Source organism: Mucilaginibacter sp. PAMC 26640 (genome assembly GCA_001596135.1).
GTDB lineage: Bacteria > Bacteroidota > Bacteroidia > Sphingobacteriales > Sphingobacteriaceae > Mucilaginibacter.
Genome location: CP014773.1, coordinates 2676915 through 2696210, shown reverse-complemented (window position 1 = coordinate 2696210; position 19296 = coordinate 2676915). Strand labels below are relative to the sequence as shown.

The 19296-nt window shown below is 43.5% G+C and carries 13 protein-coding genes, 1 tRNA gene and 1 pseudogene; 5 read left to right on the top strand and 10 right to left on the bottom strand.

The features are described from left to right. Positions 1-74: 74 nt before the first annotated feature. Complete coding sequence (locus A0256_11735; protein ID AMR32042.1) at positions 75-395, top strand: DNA-binding protein; 321 nt, start codon at positions 75-77, stop codon at positions 393-395. Positions 396-474: 79 nt separating this feature from the next. Here the strand turns inward: A0256_11735 and A0256_11730 are convergent, their stop codons facing one another. Continuing rightward, on the bottom strand, positions 475-1845 hold the full coding sequence (locus A0256_11730; protein AMR32041.1) for a magnesium transporter: 1371 nt from the start codon (positions 1843-1845) through the stop codon (positions 475-477). Between the two features lie 193 nt (positions 1846-2038). On the opposite strand from A0256_11730, the gene ychF reads away from it, so the two are divergent. The 3 genes from ychF (at position 2039) to A0256_11715 (ending at position 3798) form a co-directional block, all read left to right on the top strand. Further along, on the top strand, positions 2039-3139 hold the full coding sequence (gene ychF, locus A0256_11725) for a GTP-binding protein YchF (protein AMR32040.1): 1101 nt from the start codon (positions 2039-2041) through the stop codon (positions 3137-3139). Positions 3140-3254: 115 nt separating this feature from the next. After that, a tRNA-Arg gene (locus tag A0256_11720) sits at positions 3255-3329 on the top strand. 142 nt (positions 3330-3471) lie between these two features. Further along, positions 3472-3798, top strand: coding sequence for a hypothetical protein (locus A0256_11715; GenBank protein AMR32039.1), 327 nt, complete (start codon positions 3472-3474; stop codon positions 3796-3798). Here A0256_11715 and A0256_11710 read toward each other — a convergent pair. Beyond that, positions 3795-4244, bottom strand: coding sequence for a molecular chaperone DnaJ (locus A0256_11710; protein ID AMR32038.1), 450 nt, complete (start codon positions 4242-4244; stop codon positions 3795-3797). The two genes, A0256_11715 and A0256_11710, sit on opposite strands and share 4 nt — an antisense overlap. 426 nt (positions 4245-4670) lie before the next feature. Between A0256_11710 and A0256_11705 the strand changes: the two genes are divergently transcribed. Further along, entirely contained in the window at positions 4671-5195 is a 525-nt protein-coding gene (locus tag A0256_11705) for a hypothetical protein (protein ID AMR32037.1), read from the top strand. 140 nt (positions 5196-5335) lie between these two features. On the opposite strand, the gene A0256_11700 is transcribed toward A0256_11705, so the two are convergent. From A0256_11700 to A0256_11665, 8 genes and pseudogenes are all read right to left on the bottom strand, one after another. Then, entirely contained in the window at positions 5336-7876 is a 2541-nt protein-coding gene (locus A0256_11700) for an excinuclease ABC subunit A (protein AMR32036.1), read from the bottom strand. A 78-nt stretch (positions 7877-7954) separates the two neighbouring features. Further along, the gene (locus tag A0256_11695; GenBank protein AMR32035.1) at positions 7955-9256 is read right to left on the bottom strand and encodes a secretion protein HlyD; all 1302 of its coding nucleotides are present in this window, start codon (positions 9254-9256) and stop codon (positions 7955-7957) included. Positions 9257-9345: 89 nt separating this feature from the next. Then, positions 9346-11522: pseudogene (locus tag A0256_11690) on the bottom strand (ABC transporter ATP-binding protein). A 330-nt stretch (positions 11523-11852) separates the two neighbouring features. Further along, entirely contained in the window at positions 11853-13454 is a 1602-nt protein-coding gene (locus A0256_11685) for a hypothetical protein (protein AMR32034.1), read from the bottom strand. Between the two features lie 255 nt (positions 13455-13709). Then, on the bottom strand, positions 13710-15212 hold the full coding sequence (locus tag A0256_11680; GenBank protein ID AMR32033.1) for a hypothetical protein: 1503 nt from the start codon (positions 15210-15212) through the stop codon (positions 13710-13712). Between the two features lie 464 nt (positions 15213-15676). Next, positions 15677-17188 carry a hypothetical protein gene (locus A0256_11675; protein ID AMR32032.1) on the bottom strand — a complete coding sequence of 504 codons (1512 nt, stop codon included), beginning with the start codon at positions 17186-17188 and terminating at the stop codon, positions 15677-15679. Positions 17189-17642: 454 nt separating this feature from the next. Beyond that, positions 17643-18056 (bottom strand): hypothetical protein, encoded by a 414-nt coding sequence (locus A0256_11670; GenBank protein AMR32031.1) that lies wholly within the window; start codon positions 18054-18056, stop codon positions 17643-17645. 63 nt (positions 18057-18119) lie between these two features. Continuing rightward, the gene (locus tag A0256_11665) at positions 18120-19238 is read right to left on the bottom strand and encodes a hypothetical protein (protein ID AMR32030.1); all 1119 of its coding nucleotides are present in this window, start codon (positions 19236-19238) and stop codon (positions 18120-18122) included. Positions 19239-19296: the final 58 nt, after the last annotated feature.

Sequence of the window (19296 nt, the reverse complement as noted above, 5' to 3'; positions counted from 1 at the left end):
TTGATACAAATATTACTTGTGCATTAAAAAAATAATTATATTTATCCCAACCAAAACTATTACAATTTTATAATATGGGAGATTTTGATAACAGAGAGCGTGAAGAGGTATACTCCAGCAAGGTGAGAGCCGGCAAGAGAACTTATTTTTTTGACGTAAAGGCAACCCGGTCAAACGATTACTATGTTACGATAACCGAGAGCAAGAAGCGTTTGGAAGATGGGGTTTTTGTGAAGCATAAGATATTTTTGTATAAAGAAGACTTCGAAAAATTTGCAGAAGGCTTGAAAGACGCTGTGGATTATATAAAAGATAACCAGGAAGTGGTAGAGAAACGTTACGAATTTAGTGAAGCCCCGGAAGTGGCCAAAGCGGATGAGAATTTTTCTTATTAAGACGAAACCCTAACTTAAATCGGCATATTACAAGAAAAGGTACCCCGCCCGAAAGGCAGGGTATTTTTGTTTAATAGTGTTATAGCAAAATACCATTCATAAAGGCCAGTGCTACCGAAAAATAAATGATAAGCCCGGTAACATCAACCAGGGTGGCTACAAAAGGAGCGGAAGATGTAGCGGGGTCGGCACCTAATTTTTTCAGGAGCAGTGGCAGCATAGAACCAGCCAGAGACCCCCAAAGCACCACGCCAACCAGCGAGAAACCAATGGTTAGCCCTACCAGCATCCAGTGCGGGCCGTACATGGAGCTGAACGCACTAAAAGCCGCTATGCGGATAAAACCGATCACTCCCAACACGATACCCAGCATCAGGCCGGAAAGAATTTCGCGGCGCATTACCCGCCACCAATCGGAGATGGTAACCTCGCCCAAAGCCATAGCCTGGATGATCAGTGTGGAGGCCTGTGAGCCACTATTACCCCCGCTGGAAATAATAAGCGGGATAAACAGCGCCAGCACCACAGCTTTCTCGATAGCGTGCTCAAAAAACCCCATCGCGGTAGCGGTAAGCATTTCGCCCAGGAACAGGATCACCAGCCAGCCTGCGCGTTTCTGCACCAGGCGGAAAAGGTTAATATCCAGGTAAGGTTCATCCAATGCCTCGGTACCACCTATTTTTTGGATATCTTCGGTGTACTCTTCATTGGCTATCCAAAGAATATCATCTACCGTTACTATCCCCAGTAAAATATCTTCGCTATCAGTTACCGGTAATGCCGTGCGGTTATTCATTCTGAACACATTGATTGCATCTTCCTGCGGATCGTTTGCATGCAGGGCAATCAGCCGGCCATCCATCAGGTCGCTTACTTTGGTTTCCGGTGTTACCAGTAAAATCTCGCGGATCCGGATATCATCCAGCAGCAGCCCATTTTCGTCAATTACATAAATAACATCAATGGTCTCTGAGTTTTTGCCATACCGGCGAATGTGCGACAACACCCGCGTTACATCCCAATTTTTTTTAACCGCAATATAGTCAGGCGTCATCAAACGGCCTACGCTGTCCTCATTGTAACCTAATAAAGAAAGCGCTTCTTTACGGTCATCCGGTGTAAGATGGAGGATCAGCACCTTTACAGCATCACCATGCAATTCGCTAAAAAGAGCGGTACGGTCATCAGGCGGAAGGCCATTAATGATCTCGCCTACCTTTTCTCCCGTAAGTTTCTTTATGATACGCTCCTGGGTTGGAAAATCCAGGATCCTGAAAACGTTTACAGCCCGGTTGGGCGACAGCAGCGTTATAAACTTTGGCCCGTGTTCGGGTAATTCATCTATAAGTTCTTCTACATCAGAGATGTTGAGGTTATTTAAATATTCCTGTAGCTGTGTATTATCTCCCTGCTCCAGTAACAATTCTATTTGCTCAACCATTTCCTCCATAAAAAACCCTCTTGTTTACATCGTTTTTAACTTGTTTTATACCGTTCGGTAATGCTGGCAAAAGTCGTTTATTTTTTCAAATTACAAGGCATTTTTTCTGTTATCTTTGCGCCTTGAAAAGAGCCGGTAAACAAGAGTCGGAACGCAAGACGGTTACCATGGTTCTTTTCGCTTGATTATAAAAAAATATATAATGGGTTTACAATGTGGTATAGTGGGTTTGCCAAATGTGGGTAAGTCAACGCTTTTTAACTGTTTATCAAATGCAAAGGCACAGGCGGCCAATTTTCCGTTTTGTACCATAGAGCCCAATGTGGGCGTAATTACTGTGCCGGATGAGCGCTTAACCAAGCTTACCGAGATCGTAAACCCAAAAAACGTTGTACCAAACGTTATAGAGATTGTTGACATTGCCGGCCTTGTAAAAGGTGCCAGTAAAGGCGAAGGGTTGGGTAACCAGTTCCTGGCCAACATCCGCGCAACAAATGCCATAATCCATGTGCTGCGCTGCTTTGATAACGATAACGTTATCCATGTGGATGGATCAGTAGACCCTATCCGGGATAAAGAGATCATCGACACCGAACTGCAATTGAAGGACCTTGATTCGATAGAAAAAAAGATCGCCAAGTTTGAAAAATCGGCCAAAACAGGTGATAAGGAGGCTAAAAAAACATATGATGTTTTAAACACCTACCGCAACCACCTGCTGGAGGGTAAATCTGCCCGGACCGCTCCGGTAGCGGAGGAGGATCAGGAGTATATTGCCGACATCTGGCTGCTTACGGCTAAACCTGTAATGTATGTTTGCAACGTTGATGAAGCATCGGTAAGCACTGGTAATGCTTATGTGGAACGTGTAAAAGCGGTTGCTAAGGAAGAAAATGCCGAGGTGCTGATCATCTCTGCCCAAATTGAAGCCGAGATTGCCGAAATGGAATCATACGACGACCGCCAGATGTTTTTAGCCGACCTTGGCCTGAGCGAATCTGGTGTGACCCAACTCATCAAGGCAGCTTATCGCTTGCTTAACCTGGCAACATACTTTACTGCCGGCGTGCAGGAAGTACGCGCCTGGACCATTACCAAAGGATTTACGGCGCCGCAAGCCGCCGGTGTTATCCACAGCGATTTTGAGAAAGGGTTTATCCGGGCTGAGGTAATTAAATATGAAGAGTTTGTAAAATACAATGGGTCAGAAGCTGCGATAAAAGAAGCCGGCAAAATGGGCATTGAAGGTAAAACCTATATTGTTGCAGATGGTGATGTGATGCACTTCAGGTTTAATGTTTAACTGCAATGCCGCCTAAGCGGAACGGATGCGATATTGGCTCTGGAGGCCGGGGTTTGATCGAACTTGCGGAATTAATTTATCAGACGCATAATTATCCTATATTTGCGCAAATATTGTTTCCGTAGTTCAATGGATAGAATTATGGCCTCCGAAGCCGTCGATATGAGTTCGAATCTCATCGGAAACACAAAAGCCTTCTCATTACGGGAAGGTTTTTTTATGGGTACCACGCAACATAATTAGCCGCCCGGAGAACATTTTAGTGAACCCACTTGTACCTATAGTATAAAATATAAGCTATGGACAATTTAAACGGCTCAAACTATACGACTATGTCATTCTCAATTGTTACAGACAGCGGAGAAACGCTAAATATTTACCTGGAACACATGAATGCTAATTTTGAGGAGACTACTGTTCCTGCCATATATGGGATATACCGCTCGGATATTGCTAACGATACAATTTTTAATCACTTGAGTATCCCGGCCGGGGTAGGCGACGATATCCCTGGATTGGAAGAAGTTAACCAGAAAGATTACCTGGGAGAAATTAATATAAGCAACAACCAGCAGGGCTGGGAATACGAAGGCGACAAGCTATCGATAACTGAACAGCAACAGGTTGCCGCTTATATAAAAAATACATTAGCAAATTAAGCGCTGGCTACCAGCTTGCTTACGCTGCGGTAAACATAATTATTGAAGATGTGCCTGCGTGCAAACCTGCCCGGAGAATCTGCATTAACCATTTTCACATAAACAGCACGGGGCACATCAAAGTATTCATATTGGCTGCCATCAGTAAACGTAACCGTTAACGTTTGCGATTTAAATTCAAAATCATGAATATTTGAGGCAGTGGTAGTTTGCGTATAGTCGGCCAGCGTTTGGTTGCGGGTTTCGGGAGCAATACTTACCAAAAAGTGATAAGCTTCGATAATGGTTTTACTTTTTTCTTCTGCAGCCTCTCGATCCTCAACACTATCATTGAATTTATCCGGGTGCCAGGTTTTCATCATCCCGCGATAAATAGATTTTAATTCCTGCAGTTCAGCAGCTTCGGTAACACCTAAGAGCTTCCTGTAATCGACAATTTTTTTCATGCTTTATTATATTCGTATGCCTATTTGTGGTTGAAAACCAATGCGATCTGCATAAATTTTTCAAAGAAAATACGGCTGCAAAGGTACGGTTTCTAAACTTGTTGTGCAACCAATTCTAGCTATTGGTTTCAATGTTAATATTACTCCAAACCAGCATACCATCATCGTGTGTAAAGTTTAATAATAGGTTAACTTGCAGATTATCTACGCCCATTTGTAAAGTAGACTATCAGTTTTACCTTCTGGCTCAGAATATTTACAGGATTTTCAATTGCCCATGAATTACTGCCTGCGTTAGCCATCCGATTTAAAGAATCGGTACAAAGGATGAGGGCTGCATTTACCGCAAACCAGTTGGCGTAGTATTAAGAAGGCAATAACATATATTCCAAAACGTTTTATATTTTTGGGAAAATCCTTATCGATATGAAACTTTTAAGATTAAGCTTGTTTGCAACCGCCATTTCATCGGCCCTATTTTTGTTCCCGGCCTGTAAGGCAAAGAAAGCTGTTGTAGCCCCGCCTGCACCGGTAGCACAAGTACCGAAGCCTGCCCCGGTAGTTGAAACACCAAAACCAGCACCGGTTGAAGCGCCTGCACCGGCCCCCATACCGCCGAATTATAACTTTGCCAACATTCAATTCGAATTCAATTCGGGTATATTAAAAACAGCATCGTACCCGGCTTTGGACAGGGCTGTTGCCGAAATGAAAAAAGATCCATCAGTAAAGTTTATGCTGAATGGCAACTCATCTGCTGAAGGTACCGATGAGCACAACATGCAATTATCAGTTGAACGCGCTACATCAGTAAAATTATACCTTACGAACAGCGGCATCAGCGGCGAAAACCTAACTGTAAAAGGCTGGGGCGAAAGCAAACCTATTGCCGATAATAAAACAGAACCAGGCAGGGTGCTGAACAGACGCGTGGAGATAAAAAAGCAATAGATTTTGCAATGCGATAAATTTAAAGCCCTTCGGTATCTCTCCGAAGGGCTTTTTTAGTTTAACACTTCATACAATTAGGGCATGGTTACAAAGTAAAGTTTGAAATTTAACTAACCTTTAGTGTTACGAACCGCCGTTCGCTAACCCTTCAAATACCTGGCTAAATACGGCGCTGTCCTGCTGGCTTTTACTTTAAGCAGATCTGCAGGTTTACCTGCGAAAACTATTTTGCCACCTTCATCACCGGGGTTGGGGCCAATGTCAATCACCCAATCGCTGGCAGCTATAACATGCATATCATGCTCCACAACAATAACCGAGTTGCCACAGGCAACAAGTCCCTTGAGTTGTGCCATGAGTTTTTCAACATCCGACGGATGCAGACCGGTAGTCGGTTCATCTAAAATATAAAGCGAATTGCCATTCTGCGTACGTTGCAATTCGGTGGCTAGCTTAATTCGCTGGGCCTCCCCTCCCGAAAGTTCCGTAGCCGGCTGCCCAAGCCTCAGGTATCCCAACCCCACCTCCCTGATAGCCTCCAGTGCGCGGTGGATCTGCGGGTCGCCCGCAAAAAAGTTCCAGGCTTCGTCAACCGTCATGGCAAGCACTTCTGCAATGTTGGTACCTTTATATTTAACTTCCAGTGTTGCGGGGTTGTAGCGCGTGCCCTGGCAGGTGGGGCACGGTGCATAAACACTTGGCAAAAACAATAACTCAACCATTACAAAACCCTCGCCCTCGCAATGCGGGCAGCGCCCTTTACTCACATTAAAGGAAAAGCGCCCGGCATCATACTTCCGGGACTTGGCCAAATCTGTAGCAGCAAAAAGTTTGCGTACATTATCAAACAGGCCGGTGTACGTAGCCAGATTTGAGCGCGGCGTGCGGCCAATAGCACGCTGATCTACCACCACCAATCTTTTAACCCACTCCATACCTGCAGTGATCTCGCCGCCTGTGGTAGCAATTACCGTTTCGGTAAGCGGGTCACTTTCCTCCTCAGCTACCAAATCAACCGAAAGGCCCAATTGTTCGGCCACCAACTCTACCAGCACCTGACTCACCAAACTGCTTTTCCCGGATCCGGACACGCCGGTAACACTGATGAACATGCCCAACGGAAACTCAGCGTTTAGCTTATTGAGGTTATTGCGACTTACAGCTGATAACTTCAGCCAGCCTTTTGGCTGCCTGGGAGCGCTGTGTGGCAAGTGCTGTGCATCGTAAATATAATGGCGCGTTACCGACTCCTCCACTCTTTTCAATCCTTCGGGCGGGCCGCTATATAGTATATTACCGCCATGCTCCCCGGCACGCGGGCCTACATCCACAATCCAGTCCGCATGGCGGATCACGTCGATTTCATGCTCCACAACAAACAGCGAGTTACCGGATGCTTTCAGCCTGTCGAGCGCGCGCAGTAAAGCCTCCGTATCAGCATGGTGCAATCCTGCAGAAGGCTCATCTAAAACATATACTACCCCAAAAAGATTCGATCGAACCTGGGTTGCCAATCTTAAACGCTGTAATTCGCCTGGTGAAAGTGTGGGCGTGCTGCGCTCCAGGTTGAGATAGCCAAGGCCAAGATCGAGAATTACATTGAGCCGCGAAACCAGATCCTGCGCTATGCGCTGGGCTACCATGATCTTCTCGGGATTATCTGCTTGTTTTTTGTTAAAGGCAGGGGATGTTCCGTTAACATAGGGTTCAAAAACTGGCAGTAACTTCGCCAGCGGCACGCGTGCCATATCAGCAATATCTATCCCGGCAAACTTAATAGATAGCGACTCTTTACGCAGGCGTTTACCGTGGCAAAGCGGGCATTCGCTGCTGAGCATATATTGTGCCACACGCTTTTTCATCAGCGCACTTTGTGTGGTGGCAAAAGTATGCATCACGTGCCGCTTCACACCGGTAAAGGTCCCCATGTAATCCGGTTGTGCTTTACGTTTGATGGCCCGTTGCGTTTGCTCCAGGTTGAGGCCAGGGTAAACGGGCAATACAGGCTGTTCTTCCGTAAACAGGATCCAGTCGCGGGTGGCCTTCGGCAGATCACGCCAGGGAACATCTACATCATAACCCATACTGGTTAAAATATCGCGCTGATTTTGCCCGCCCCAGGCGGAAGGCCAGGCAGCGATAGCGCGCTCCCTAATGGTTTTAGTATCATCGGGCACCATAGATTTTTCGGTCACTTCGTAAACCCGGCCCAAACCGTGGCACTCCGTGCATGCACCCTCGGGCGTGTTGGGCGAAAAAGATTCTGCGTAGATGATCGGCTGCCCTGCGGGATAATCGCCGGCACGTGAATACAGCATTCGCAATAAATTGGAGATGGTGGTAACGCTACCCACCGAAGAACGGGTACTTACCGAACCACGCTGTTGCTGCAGGGCAACTGCTGGCGGCAAACCTTCTATCTCATCCACTTCGGGGATAGACATTTGGTTGAACAGCCGGCGGGCATACGGTGAAACCGATTCCAGATAGCGCCGCTGTGCTTCGGCATACAGTGTTCCGAAGGCTAGCGACGATTTGCCGGAACCGGAAATGCCGGTAAAAACCACCAGCGCATCCCGCGGAATATCCAGGTCTACATTTTTTAAATTATGCTCCCTTGCGCCCCTCACGCGCACAAAGCCCTGATGATCTGATTTTCCGTTACCGTTTTTTAAAGACATAGCCGTATTTCCCTAACCAACGCAGGGGTGATGGCAATGTTTGAATGAAAAATCGGTTAAATCAGGTATCTCCACCTGCTACTTACTATTCATCGCCTTGATCACATTGCGGGTTAAGCGCTGTAAAATAGTGGCGTCCTGGGTAATGATCTCCGCATCCGCCAGCATGCCCTGTTTAAGATGTACCGGCTTTTTTAAGTCGGATTTACCGGCCGACCGAAAACTTACTTCCGATATAAATACGCTATCCTGGTAAGGCACATCTGAAAGGTAAGAGATACGCCCGCGCAGCATGCCATATTCTTCAAAAGGATAACTTTGCAGTTTTATCAATACCTCCTGCCCTAATCTAACTTTGCCAAGGTTAGCCTGCGGTACGTTGATCTGCCCGAAAAACTGGTCGTTCCCGGTATTTATATAAAATACATCGTGGCCTGGTGTAAGCACCTGGTTTTCCTGTACCATGCCAGCAAATGTTACCCGGCCCGGCAGGGGCGCCGTTAATACATACTTACTCTGCCAGTCGCCTGCCAAACTGATCAGACTGTTTAATGCCTGCGAAAATTTAGACCGTTCCTCCAGCACCTGGTTATTCAGCTCCATAATTTCTTTTTGTTTGGCCAGCGAGCTGGTACCATTAGTAATAATGGCTGCATCCGTTTGCATCAGCGGTGATTTTTTGGCAAGGTACTTACTCTCCTGCTGGCGCAGCTCGGCGGGAGTTTCCACCTTTTGTTGCGTCAGTTTCTGATGCATGCCATATTCCTCTTCTGCCAATTTCAAATCCCGCTGCTGCAAGTCTTTTTCGGCCTGCAATTGTCGTGTTTGACTGGTCAGCGCGGTAATGTCTTTTTCCAGGTAAGTCCGCTTTTTTAATAAAAATCCATCTGATACCGTTGACCTGTAACTTAAGTACGACTGAAAAAACGACTGATATGCCGCCTGCAATTCACCCAGCTCGTTATTTCTGGCATTATTAAAAAGCCTCTCATCTATCGGTTTTCTTTGGCTCAACTGCGCTTGCATCAACTTGAGGTTAGCCAATAAATTTAATACCTGCTTGTGGTTGCCAGTGCTTTCCAGATAAGCAAGCGGCTGCCCCGAAACTACTTTTTCATCATTGGCAACCAGCAGTTTTACCAATTTGCCGGTAATTTTAGCTACTACCGATTTGGCAACATTAGGCGTAGTGATCTTTAGCCGCGTTTTAACAATATCCGGATAACTGATAAAGCCTGATAAGCTGACCAGTAAAACCAGGATCACAAAAAATAACATTATCCCCCAGCGCAGTATCCAGGAGGGCACCGCGGTGATTATATCCTGCATATCATCGCTATGGCGGGCTGCAGGGATCTTTTCTGTTTGTATAGATGGCATAATTTAAAAAGTCTAAACTTCACTCACGCACTCACTCACTCACTCACTCACTCACTCACTTACTCACTTACTCACTTACTCACTCCCCCTCACAGCCCCAGCTCCAGTTGATTTTTTACCAGCTGGTAATACTCACCTTTCAAGGTAGTAAGCTGCGCATGCGTTCCCTGCTCAATGATCTGGCCTTTATCCAGCACAATGATATTATCGGCATTGCTTACGGTACTAAGGCGGTGCGCTACCACCACAACCGTACGGCCTGCAAAAAACTCTTTCATATTCTCCATTATCACGCGCTCGTTATTGGCATCAAGGGAGTTGGTGGCTTCGTCAAAAAACAGGTAGTCGGGGTTCTTGTAAACGGCGCGGGCTATCAACAATCGCTGGCGCTGCCCCTGGCTTATCCCATTGCCTTCGGCCCCTATTTTTGTTTTCAGGCCAAGCGGCAAGCCTTCTATCAAATCGCGGATGTTGGCCACTTTTATAGCGTGGTTAAGTTTCTCTTTGTTGGGGTAATCGTCGCCCACGGCAATGTTGCGTTCTATTGAGTCGGAAAAGATAAATCCATCCTGCATCACTACGCCGCAATGGCTGCGCCATGTTTTAAAACCGATATTGGCCAGTTGCTGCTCCCCTACTTTTATCTCCCCTTTTTCGGGCTCGTAAAACCGCAGCAATAGTTTAAGGATGGTGGTTTTACCGCTACCACTCATGCCGACTATGGCAGTGGTTTTACCCTGCGGAATCTGCAGATTAATGCCCGATAAAACAGGTTCATTACCGGCACCGGGGTATCTGAAAGTGAGGTTATGTAAGCTCAGGCTGCGGTTGAAGGGCAACTCGTGGTTATACTCCTTATCTACCCGCTCTTCATCATCCATCTGGTGGATTTCGTTCAACCGTTCCAGGCTGATCTTTGCATCTTGGAAACCCTGTATGAAGGTAAGAAACTGCTGTATAGGCCCGTTCAGCTGACCGATGATATATTGCACGGCTATCATGGCGCCAAGGGTAAGCTGGCCCTCTATTACCGCCTTTGCGCTTAAAAAGGTAATGAGCAGGTTGGTAGATTCGTTAATTAACGTAGAGCCGCCCTGCTGATACTGCGTCAGTGCCAGGTTTTTTACGTTGAATTTAAACAGCCGCGCCTGCAGGTGCTCCCACTCCCAGCGCTTTTGCTGTTCGCTATTGTTGAGTTTGATCTCCTGCATACCGTTCACCATTTGCACAATGCTGCTTTGGTTTTTTGAGGAGATATCGAAGCTTTTGTAATTAAGCGCCCGCCGTTGTTTCAAAAAAGCGGAGATCCACCCGATGTATAAAATACTGCTGACGATAAAAACGATAAATATGGCGATGTTATAATAGGCCAGTACCACCGAAAACACCACGAGGTTGACCATAGAAAAAAGCGTGTTGAGGGTGGAGCCAGTGAGGAAGGTCTCTATCCGTCGCTGATCGTTCATGCGCTGCATGATATCGCCCGTCATTTTAGTATCGAAGAAGCTGATGGGCAGTTTCATCAGCTTGATTAAAAAATCCGTCAAGATAGAGATGTTGATCCGCGTACTGATGTGCAATAGGATCCACGAGCGGATGAACTCTACGCTTACCCGCCCAATGATCAAGGCGGCCTGGGCGATAACTACGATGTAGATGAAATTCAGATTGCGGGTATTGATGCCGATATCTACCACACTTTGCGTTAAAAACGGGGCTACCAGCTGAAGTACTGTACCAATGCCGAGTCCGAAGAACAACTGGATTACCAGATGCCTGTAGGTAGTGAGGTAGCGAAGTAAAAAACCCCAGCTGAGGTCACTGCCCTTCTCGTCTTCCTGCTGGTAGAATTGCGGCGTAGGGCTTAATAAGAGCGCTATGCCCTCTTGTTGGTCGGTGTCAGATAACCAGTCAGCCGCAAATTCGGATGTTGTAAGCTTAACCAACCCCTTACCCGGATCGGCAATATAGAATTTACTTTTACGGACTTTGTAGAGCACCACAAAATGGTTTTGCCGCCAATGCAGTATGCAGGGCAGTTCTGCCTCCTGCAAATCAGCCAGACTAAGCTTTGCACCTAAAGAGCGAAAACCAATTTTTTCGCAGCATCACTAATACCTAAAAGAGATACCCCCTCGCGGTTAATTTCGCAGTGTTGCCGCAGCGTTTGCACTTTAAAGTTGCGCCCAAAATGCCTGGCCACCATGCGGAGGCAGGTTGGGCCGCAGTCCATTTGATCGGGTTGTGGGTAAAAGGGGAAAGGCATAGGTGATGATAAAGTAAATTATAATTGTTTAAGTATATACTTATGCAGACAAGCAAATCGACGTCTTCTTTAATTACAATACCATTATCGTTCGCCAACACAAATGTTGGCTATGACCCCTATTTCGTTTACCCGGAAATTGTTTTTCTTCCAGGTATTGCGGCCAGGTAAGTTCACGTTCCTTCATCCGTTCGTCTAGGGTAAGTTTTTAAAACTTCGGCATAGATTTACATTATTGATTCGGCCTGTTATTCGCCCGGGCCAAACGGCAGCATATATTATTAAAGTACATGCTGTTCTATAAAAATCGAGTAGCTTTCACACACCTCATTAGCTCTTTATCTTACCGACCAAGCCTGTTAATTTGGGGTCACTCGGCCTTGGCGCATCCCAATTTGAAACTACACCAGTTGAGTTTACAAATAAATACCGGGGTATGGTAATCTGCCCATTTTTGTAAACCAATTTTTTAATATCTGCCCTCAACTTTGCATTGGCTAAAATGTGATGGCCGGTAAGCTTGTTTTTTTGAATTAAATTCACCCACTGTGATTTTGCTTCCGCTTGATCAATTGAGATAAATAACGACACAATGTTTTTCTGTTTCAGTTCTGCAGAAACGCGCTTGTAATAGGAAAATTCTTCCCGGCAGGGCAGGCACCATGTCGCCCACAAGTCTATATATACCGGCTTTCCCTGGTAATGCCGTGTAATATCTTGTAAGCTATTGTAAACGTTTATCGTATCTAAAACTACCGCCGCGGTATTTAATTTATCCACCGAAACAAGATTGCTTTGCTTAATATACTTAAGGTACGGACTCTTTGGAAACTCACTAGCGTACTCTTTAAAAGCCCTGTTAAAATCGAATTCGTCCGTACCGTCTTTACTTAATAAAAGCACGTCGCCGCATAATGCTATCCTAATTGAGTCCGGCGCCGCAAAATAGCCCCCATACGGGCCCCAGACTGCTGACTTGTTACCTTCTGAGTTATTTTCGGTTTGACGCGAATAACAATTCATTAAAAATCCACTACCAAAGCATGTTCGAATGTTAGCCACGTTCTTTACACCTGCAAACCTTGTTAATATATTGATGAGATCTTCATATTTAGCAATGTTATTTTTATCAGAAATCTTACCGATCAAACTCGTTAAGCGCTCAATCATATTTAATGCCTGTTTAGATCTGATATCAGTTTTAACCAATGAATAAAATCCAGCATCGATTTTTTTTGTCTGATATAAACTGTCTAAAGGCAGCGTTTGTCTTCTGAAAAACCAGCCCAGTTTTTTTAAAGTTTCATTTTTACTTTTTGCGTTCAGCGCATCAAACAACTCACCATGGCCGATAACGCTTACAAGAGGGTCAGCATTATATTTATTATACCAAAGTTGTCCTACAGCATTTCTTCCGGTTATCACCAGTGATTCACCTTTAGATGGTGTGTTAAAAATTTTGATATCTGTGTTGTCACCGGGGGAAACGACCAGAAATATCCTATTATAACCAGCTCTAACTTGTAAAAAAACAGGCTTATCAACATTAAAAATAAACTGAAATTTATTATTAACTACAGGATAAAATTGATCATTAAAGCTACTGTAATAACTGCCTACCGGTAAAGTAACCTTTATCTCTTTAACACCGCTTATACCAAATAATTCTCCGCCGACTCTGACTTCGGCATGCGCAACTTGGGTTATAAAAATCAATAGTGCAAAAATTCTTCTTTTAAGCATCATAATATTTAAGGCTAAATGTTTAAAATAGGGCGAGTCTGACAAAGCCTCCTCGCCCTCAACTGTTGAACTAATCCTAGGTGGCAGGCTCTGTACAATGGCATGCACCACCCAAACTACAATTTGCCGCAAGTGCTGACCTTGCAGCAGAGGCGCTAGAATAAGTGGCATCCCAAGTGCCTGCTCCATTACATTGACAATGGCATGTTAACGGGGCCACGCCGCCCATAACATTTTTCATCTCAGTACGACTGAGCTTCTTAAATTTTGACATACAACAAAAATTTAATAATTGTTATTTTTGCCTTAACCACGCCCAGGCAATTTTGGCGGTATGTATTTAAGTGCATACTCCTTTACTTTCGCGAGAAGTTTCTTTATTGCTGTGCTGAATATTATGTCCTGTTTGGATTTCAACTTATATGTTAACTTTTACTAGCGTTGCTATTGTGACAATAGCGAAGCTATCATTAACTCAAGTGTCTGTTGATTTGACTCACCTATCTGAAAATCATTAAAAACAACACGACCTTCTTTATCAATGAGAAAATTAGCAGGTAAACTTTGAACAAGCGGTAAATTCCCAATGCTTTTATTTGGCGTATCCCTAAGAGGAACAAAAGTGTAGCCTTTTGCCTTAATTAACGGGAGCACCCGTTTTTCTTGAACGTTGCCACTATTTACCGCAAGGTAAACTAAGTTTTCATTGGCTGTTTGCTTGATAATTTTTTCAAAATATTTAAACTCTTGTAAGCATGGCTCACAAGAAGGAAACCAAAACGTAAGTAAGATCACCTTTCCTTGATAATCAGATAGCGAAACAGACTTGTGTGTTGTTAAATCTTCAAGAGAAAAGTTGGTCAATTTCAAGCTATTTTCATTTCTAATCTTATTAATTTGATTTAAAATATTGTCATTGTCTAAATTTAACTCTTTAGCATAAAGTAAAACGCCTTTATAAACACTGTCAGTCGGAGTCTTAATGTAATACCCCATCAGAGTATTTAAGGCGTATTGTAAGTTTCCACCTTTAGCTATAGCATCTGCTTTGCGCAAAACTAATTTTTCTTCGGCATCTATTTCTTCACCTGCTGTTGGGCTGTTACCTAAGTTAATGTTATCTAAAACGTTCAATGCTTCAGCCGAATTAGACTGGTTTAATAAGTTTCCAGCTTCAATGAAACTCCTCGCTACTTGTAGTTTAGCTTTCCACTGCGTTCGGTTCTTTTTAACATTTAACACCATTTTTAAGGCCAATTCAAATGCCTTATTTTCGTCTTTGTTAATCAAATAATCAAAATAATACTTCATCCCTCCCCAGAACCAGTTGGATTGGTCTTTAAGGCCTAAAGAATAAATTTGTTCAAAATATGCGCCCTTCTCATTTTGGTTGTACGGATAAAAAGTAAGTTGGAACAACCCTTTAATAGCATTCTCTTCGTTTGGGAATCGATGCACCATATCAAGCATTAGCGAATCAGACTTTCCCGGATCAATGTCTTTGAACTGTATTGCTAACTCGTATCTGAAATTTGAATTTTTCGGAGCCACATCGACAGCTCGTTTAAGGTACTTTATAGTTGCCTCAGCATCTGAATTATAAGCATTGTAATGCGACAGTGCAACCCAAGCATCTGCGTAGTCTGCCTTCAATTCTGTAGCAGTTTGCAGAAAATAAATACACCTCGGATCGTTTATCTTTTGCAATGCTTCACCGATCGCAAAAGGAATTATAAATAATTTAGGATTTCTTTTCATCAGACGGCAATACTCTTCAATCAAACAAGGATTATCTATACCGGCCTGCTCAATATATCGCTGATGATCAACAAGATTTTTGACCTTTCCTTTAAACGTGAAAGCATTATTATGCGGCAACGTCTGCCCGTCAACAATCACATAAGACGAAGCAATAAATAAAAAAATCGCTAAAGTTATTTTAATCATTTGGTCATAATGCTATTAAACAAATATTAGGTTAGATTACTGTATCAAAATTTAGTGCCTCTTTACAAAAAAGAGACTGTGCTCAATAATGAGACAGCCTCTTTTACACTTCTTAGCAGATGTAATAAGTGGATGTTTCTTTAGTTTTCGAGCAATTTGTGGATGTACATTTCAAACCATTCGCACAGGTAGAACCTGCTGTACACTCATCTGGGCAAGTTTCGTTTGACGGCAACACACCACCCAAAACATTCCTCATCTCAGTTCTGCTGAGTTTCTTAAAATTTGACATAAATAGAAATATTTAATAATTGTTATTTTTGCCTTAACCACGCCCAGGCAATTTTGGCGGTATGTATTTAAGTGCATACTCCTTTACTTTCGCGAGAAGTTTCTTTATTGCTGTAACAGCGGGTTCGTTGAACTGCGATAGTTCCTTTGGTTTTATTGATTTCTGCTTATGCCTATTTTTCTGATAACAATGAAGATAGCATTAACTCAAGCGTGCGATGATTGGAATTGTCTATCCTGAAATTTTTAAAGATGATTTTACCGTTTCTATCTATCAGGAAATTCTCGGGTTCCCCGGATACGCCAAAATATTTTTTTGCAAAATCCGTCGTACCCTTCAAAGGCGTAAAAGAAAATTTTGTATTTTTCATGAAGGGCAGCACATAGGGATCTTGGGAGGGAATTACATTAACACCAACATAAACAATGTCCTTACGATTTAATTTATCAATTACTGCTTGAAAGTGAGGAAACTCCTCTCTACATGGGCCACATACCGGAAACCAAAATGTAAGCAAAACTACCTTTCCTTTCAAATCATCTAAACTCAAGCTGTCTTTGCTGCCGTAAAGCGCTAATTTGAACTTGTATGCAAAAATTGCTTTATTGGCTCTAATTGCTTTTACGTCATCTTTAATTTGTCCACTGTCTTTGCCCATTTTTTCTCCATACGATTCAAGGGCATTATTTAGCTGATAACTAGGTATTTTTGCTACTTTTTCTACCAAGCTTTCATAAGCGATCTGAACATTGCCGGCATTAGCTTGTAATGAAGCTTTCTTCAGTGCGACAAACTCGTCGATATAATTGAATTTGGGAAGCTCAATACTATTAAGTTCAGTAATTGCTTCTTTATAACTCCCCTGTTTTTCTAACTGATTGATTTTTTTAAATTGTAGTGCCACCACTTTTCTTATTTGCCAATCTTTATTGTCGTCCATCAAGTTTATCAATGCCAGGGCTTTTTCTGGATCGACTTGTAAATAGGAGTCAGCCAACGTGGTCATTCCGTATGATGCCCACCTGTATTCTTTCGGCGGATATAATTTCCGCAACTCTTCCAAATAATCGATTTTATCCTTAATGTCGATTGCTTCTTCCCCTAACCAATACAAAACCTGGGCACCTCGTTCATCTGTGGGAAAGCGCTTTACAAACTCCCTGGCTTTCAATTTATATAAATCCAGGTTTTGATCTTTTAAAGCTAACAGGCTATAATAAGCGTACCCTGCGTTCAAGGGATCCGCATTTGCCGCTTTTTTCATATACTGCATTTCCATAGCAGTCTGTCCTCTATTAGATGCATCTGCTGACAACATAAACCATACTACAGCATTCTGAGGTTCGAGTTCGGCAGCTTTCAATAAAAACTCTTTCGCCTGTGACATTTCCGCTTTGTAATACGCTGTACCAATAGCCAATGGAATATTTACGCTCTTAGGCCATTTTTTTACCCATGTGCGATATTGTGGTACTAAAAGTGGGTTATTTAGTCCCATTTTGTAAATATAAGTCGTATGTGCCCCAAGGCTATCCATGTTATGCAATACAACAGAGAACGCCTTTTCTATTTCCTGAGCTGGTGCCGACCCGTTGCTGTGGGGAGTTTGAGCTAAAGCCTGTTGGCGATAGCAAGCCAACATCCCTACGATGATATATACTATGTATTTATACTGATTTTTCATAAGGAAATACGTTCACTATTCAGGTACTTTTCCAAAAAAGCTGGTTTGGTATTTAATGTTACAAATTTCAGCTGGGCGCAACGACTTGTTATAAACCATCCACCATTTAAGCTATGATGAATGGCATCTTTAATTAAGATTGTATAGCAATACTATATTAACTAGAGGCAGATTGACATACGTTGTGATCGAAGTTCTTGTCATCCGGGCATGAAACCGTTGTGCATTTATATCCGGCTGCGCATCCACTTGAGCCGACTTGACAATCATTTGTACAAGTTGTAGGATTTACTTTACCACCCAAAACATTCCTCATCTCAGTTCTGCTGAGTTTCTTAAAATTTGACATAAAATAGAAATATTAAATAATTGTTACTTTTGCCTTAACCACGCCCAGGCAATTTTGGCGGTATGTATTTAAGTGCATACTCCTTTACTTTCGCGAGAAGTTTCTTTATTGCTGTACCAGCAGGTATTTTATATCCTGCAACCGGTATTCCCCGGGTAAACGGTAGCCGTTTACAAAAAGGGTGGGCGTGGCTTTTACTTCTGCCATATCGCACCAGGCCGATTGCTTTTCCAGCTTGTAAAATTTTGTTTCGTCTATTTGTACCGGGTGCGCCCTGGCCCAGGCGTCGTAATTTTTCTGCTTTTGCTCATACCAGTCGTGCAGTGCATCTTTTACCTGCTGCCTGTTGGCTATTTCGTTTAAGGCCATTAAATGCCGGGTTACGGGTGTTTTTACATCGCTATCATCATTAGTGGCCGTAAACACAATGCGGATTTGTATATCAAGGTTACTATCGAGCCAGCCGTTTAATACATCATGCGTTTTGGCACAGGGCGGGCAATACGGGTTTGTTACCATCGTAATGGTATTGTTGGCCTCTACATTGCCTAATACGATGCTCCATTCCTCGGCCGGTAACGCTTATTTGGGTTGCTCTTGCAAAAGCCTGTTAAACTGCTGTATATTGTACTTTACTTTTTGCAGCTGGGTTTTAAGTGGCTGCAATTGTTGCACTTTCAAAATGAGGGGCTTTAACAACCACCAGGCTGCAACCTGTGCACTTAAACAGATTAGCAGCCCAATAACACCCGAAAAATTTAAAATCTGGAATGGCTGGCCAAGCACGCTTACCAAAGGGATAAATTCCAGCCAAAGTAAAGCCTGCACCGCACAGCAAAATACACACCACTGTTTGGCTATGCGCCACTGGTAGTAAATAGAGTAAAAGGTATAGGGAAGGCTTATTATGTTCAATACGGCAAGCAATTGCAGCAAAGCCAGGTTGCCGCCCCCAAATAAAACGGCCAGCCAGGTACTGGTAAAATAAAAAAAGCCTACCTCGCTCCAGGTAAGCCCTTCAAATACGTTTGCGGCGTTAGAGGTTAAAATGGCGTTACAATAAGTTTTGCCACCACCGCCGCAAAGCGTTTGTACCAGCGGGTTGTTTTTATCGATACTTTGGATCAACAGCAAAACCGAGACCGCCAAACCTGCTGTTTTAAGCAAAGCCACTACCGGCAATATCCAACCGGCAACGGCGGGGATAAAGTGCAGGCCAATAGCAAAAGCAAAGCAGGTAAAAGCTAAAAAGAAGGCTATGGCCGCTTTATTTTCATCAGACAATAGTTTAAAGGGGCTTGCTATTTTAGCGGTTTCAGAAACGGTTTCTGCAATCAAGACCACGTCGTTAAAAATGCTTGTGAAATCGCTTAGCTTGGTTTTGTATTTTTTGCGGAGATGGTCTGTAAGCGTTATCTCATTTTCGTTAATAGCCGTCACAAGCATAAATTCAGAGCCTTTTTTGCGGGTATGTGCTATAAATGGGCAGGGCACCTCCATCAAATCATCCGCGGAGATACGGTAAGCATTGGCTGCTGCACCAAAATTATTGGCTACATCGTTCAGTGCCAATAGATTTGGATAATCGGGATGGATGCTTATTTCGTTAGTTAACTGTTCCTTTGAAACCGAAAGGCCCAGCAAATTCAGAAATTGCCGTAAAACGGCCTCCGGATTAGCAGTTTGGTGAAAAAAAGGCATAGGTGTGCAGGTATTAGGTTAGGTAATTTCGGAAATGCAATATATTAATATTAAAGCA

Bases quoted from the DNA above. Each gene is read 5' to 3' on its own strand.
- A0256_11735 (AMR32042.1), top strand. From the start codon at position 75: ATGGGAGATTTTGATAACAGAGAGCGTGAAGAGGTATACTCCAGCAAG.
- A0256_11730 (AMR32041.1), bottom strand. From the start codon at position 1,845: ATGGAGGAAATGGTTGAGCAAATAGAATTGTTACTGGAGCAGGGAGAT.
- ychF (AMR32040.1), top strand. From the start codon at position 2,039: ATGGGTTTACAATGTGGTATAGTGGGTTTGCCAAATGTGGGTAAGTCA.
- A0256_11715 (AMR32039.1), top strand. From the start codon at position 3,472: ATGTCATTCTCAATTGTTACAGACAGCGGAGAAACGCTAAATATTTAC.
- A0256_11710 (AMR32038.1), bottom strand. From the start codon at position 4,244: ATGAAAAAAATTGTCGATTACAGGAAGCTCTTAGGTGTTACCGAAGCT.
- A0256_11705 (AMR32037.1), top strand. From the start codon at position 4,671: ATGAAACTTTTAAGATTAAGCTTGTTTGCAACCGCCATTTCATCGGCC.
- A0256_11700 (AMR32036.1), bottom strand. From the start codon at position 7,876: ATGTCTTTAAAAAACGGTAACGGAAAATCAGATCATCAGGGCTTTGTG.
- A0256_11695 (AMR32035.1), bottom strand. From the start codon at position 9,256: ATGCCATCTATACAAACAGAAAAGATCCCTGCAGCCCGCCATAGCGAT.
- A0256_11685 (AMR32034.1), bottom strand. From the start codon at position 13,454: ATGGAGCAGGCACTTGGGATGCCACTTATTCTAGCGCCTCTGCTGCAA.
- A0256_11680 (AMR32033.1), bottom strand. From the start codon at position 15,212: ATGATTAAAATAACTTTAGCGATTTTTTTATTTATTGCTTCGTCTTAT.
- A0256_11675 (AMR32032.1), bottom strand. From the start codon at position 17,188: ATGAAAAATCAGTATAAATACATAGTATATATCATCGTAGGGATGTTG.
- A0256_11670 (AMR32031.1), bottom strand. From the start codon at position 18,056: ATGGTAACAAACCCGTATTGCCCGCCCTGTGCCAAAACGCATGATGTA.
- A0256_11665 (AMR32030.1), bottom strand. From the start codon at position 19,238: ATGCCTTTTTTTCACCAAACTGCTAATCCGGAGGCCGTTTTACGGCAA.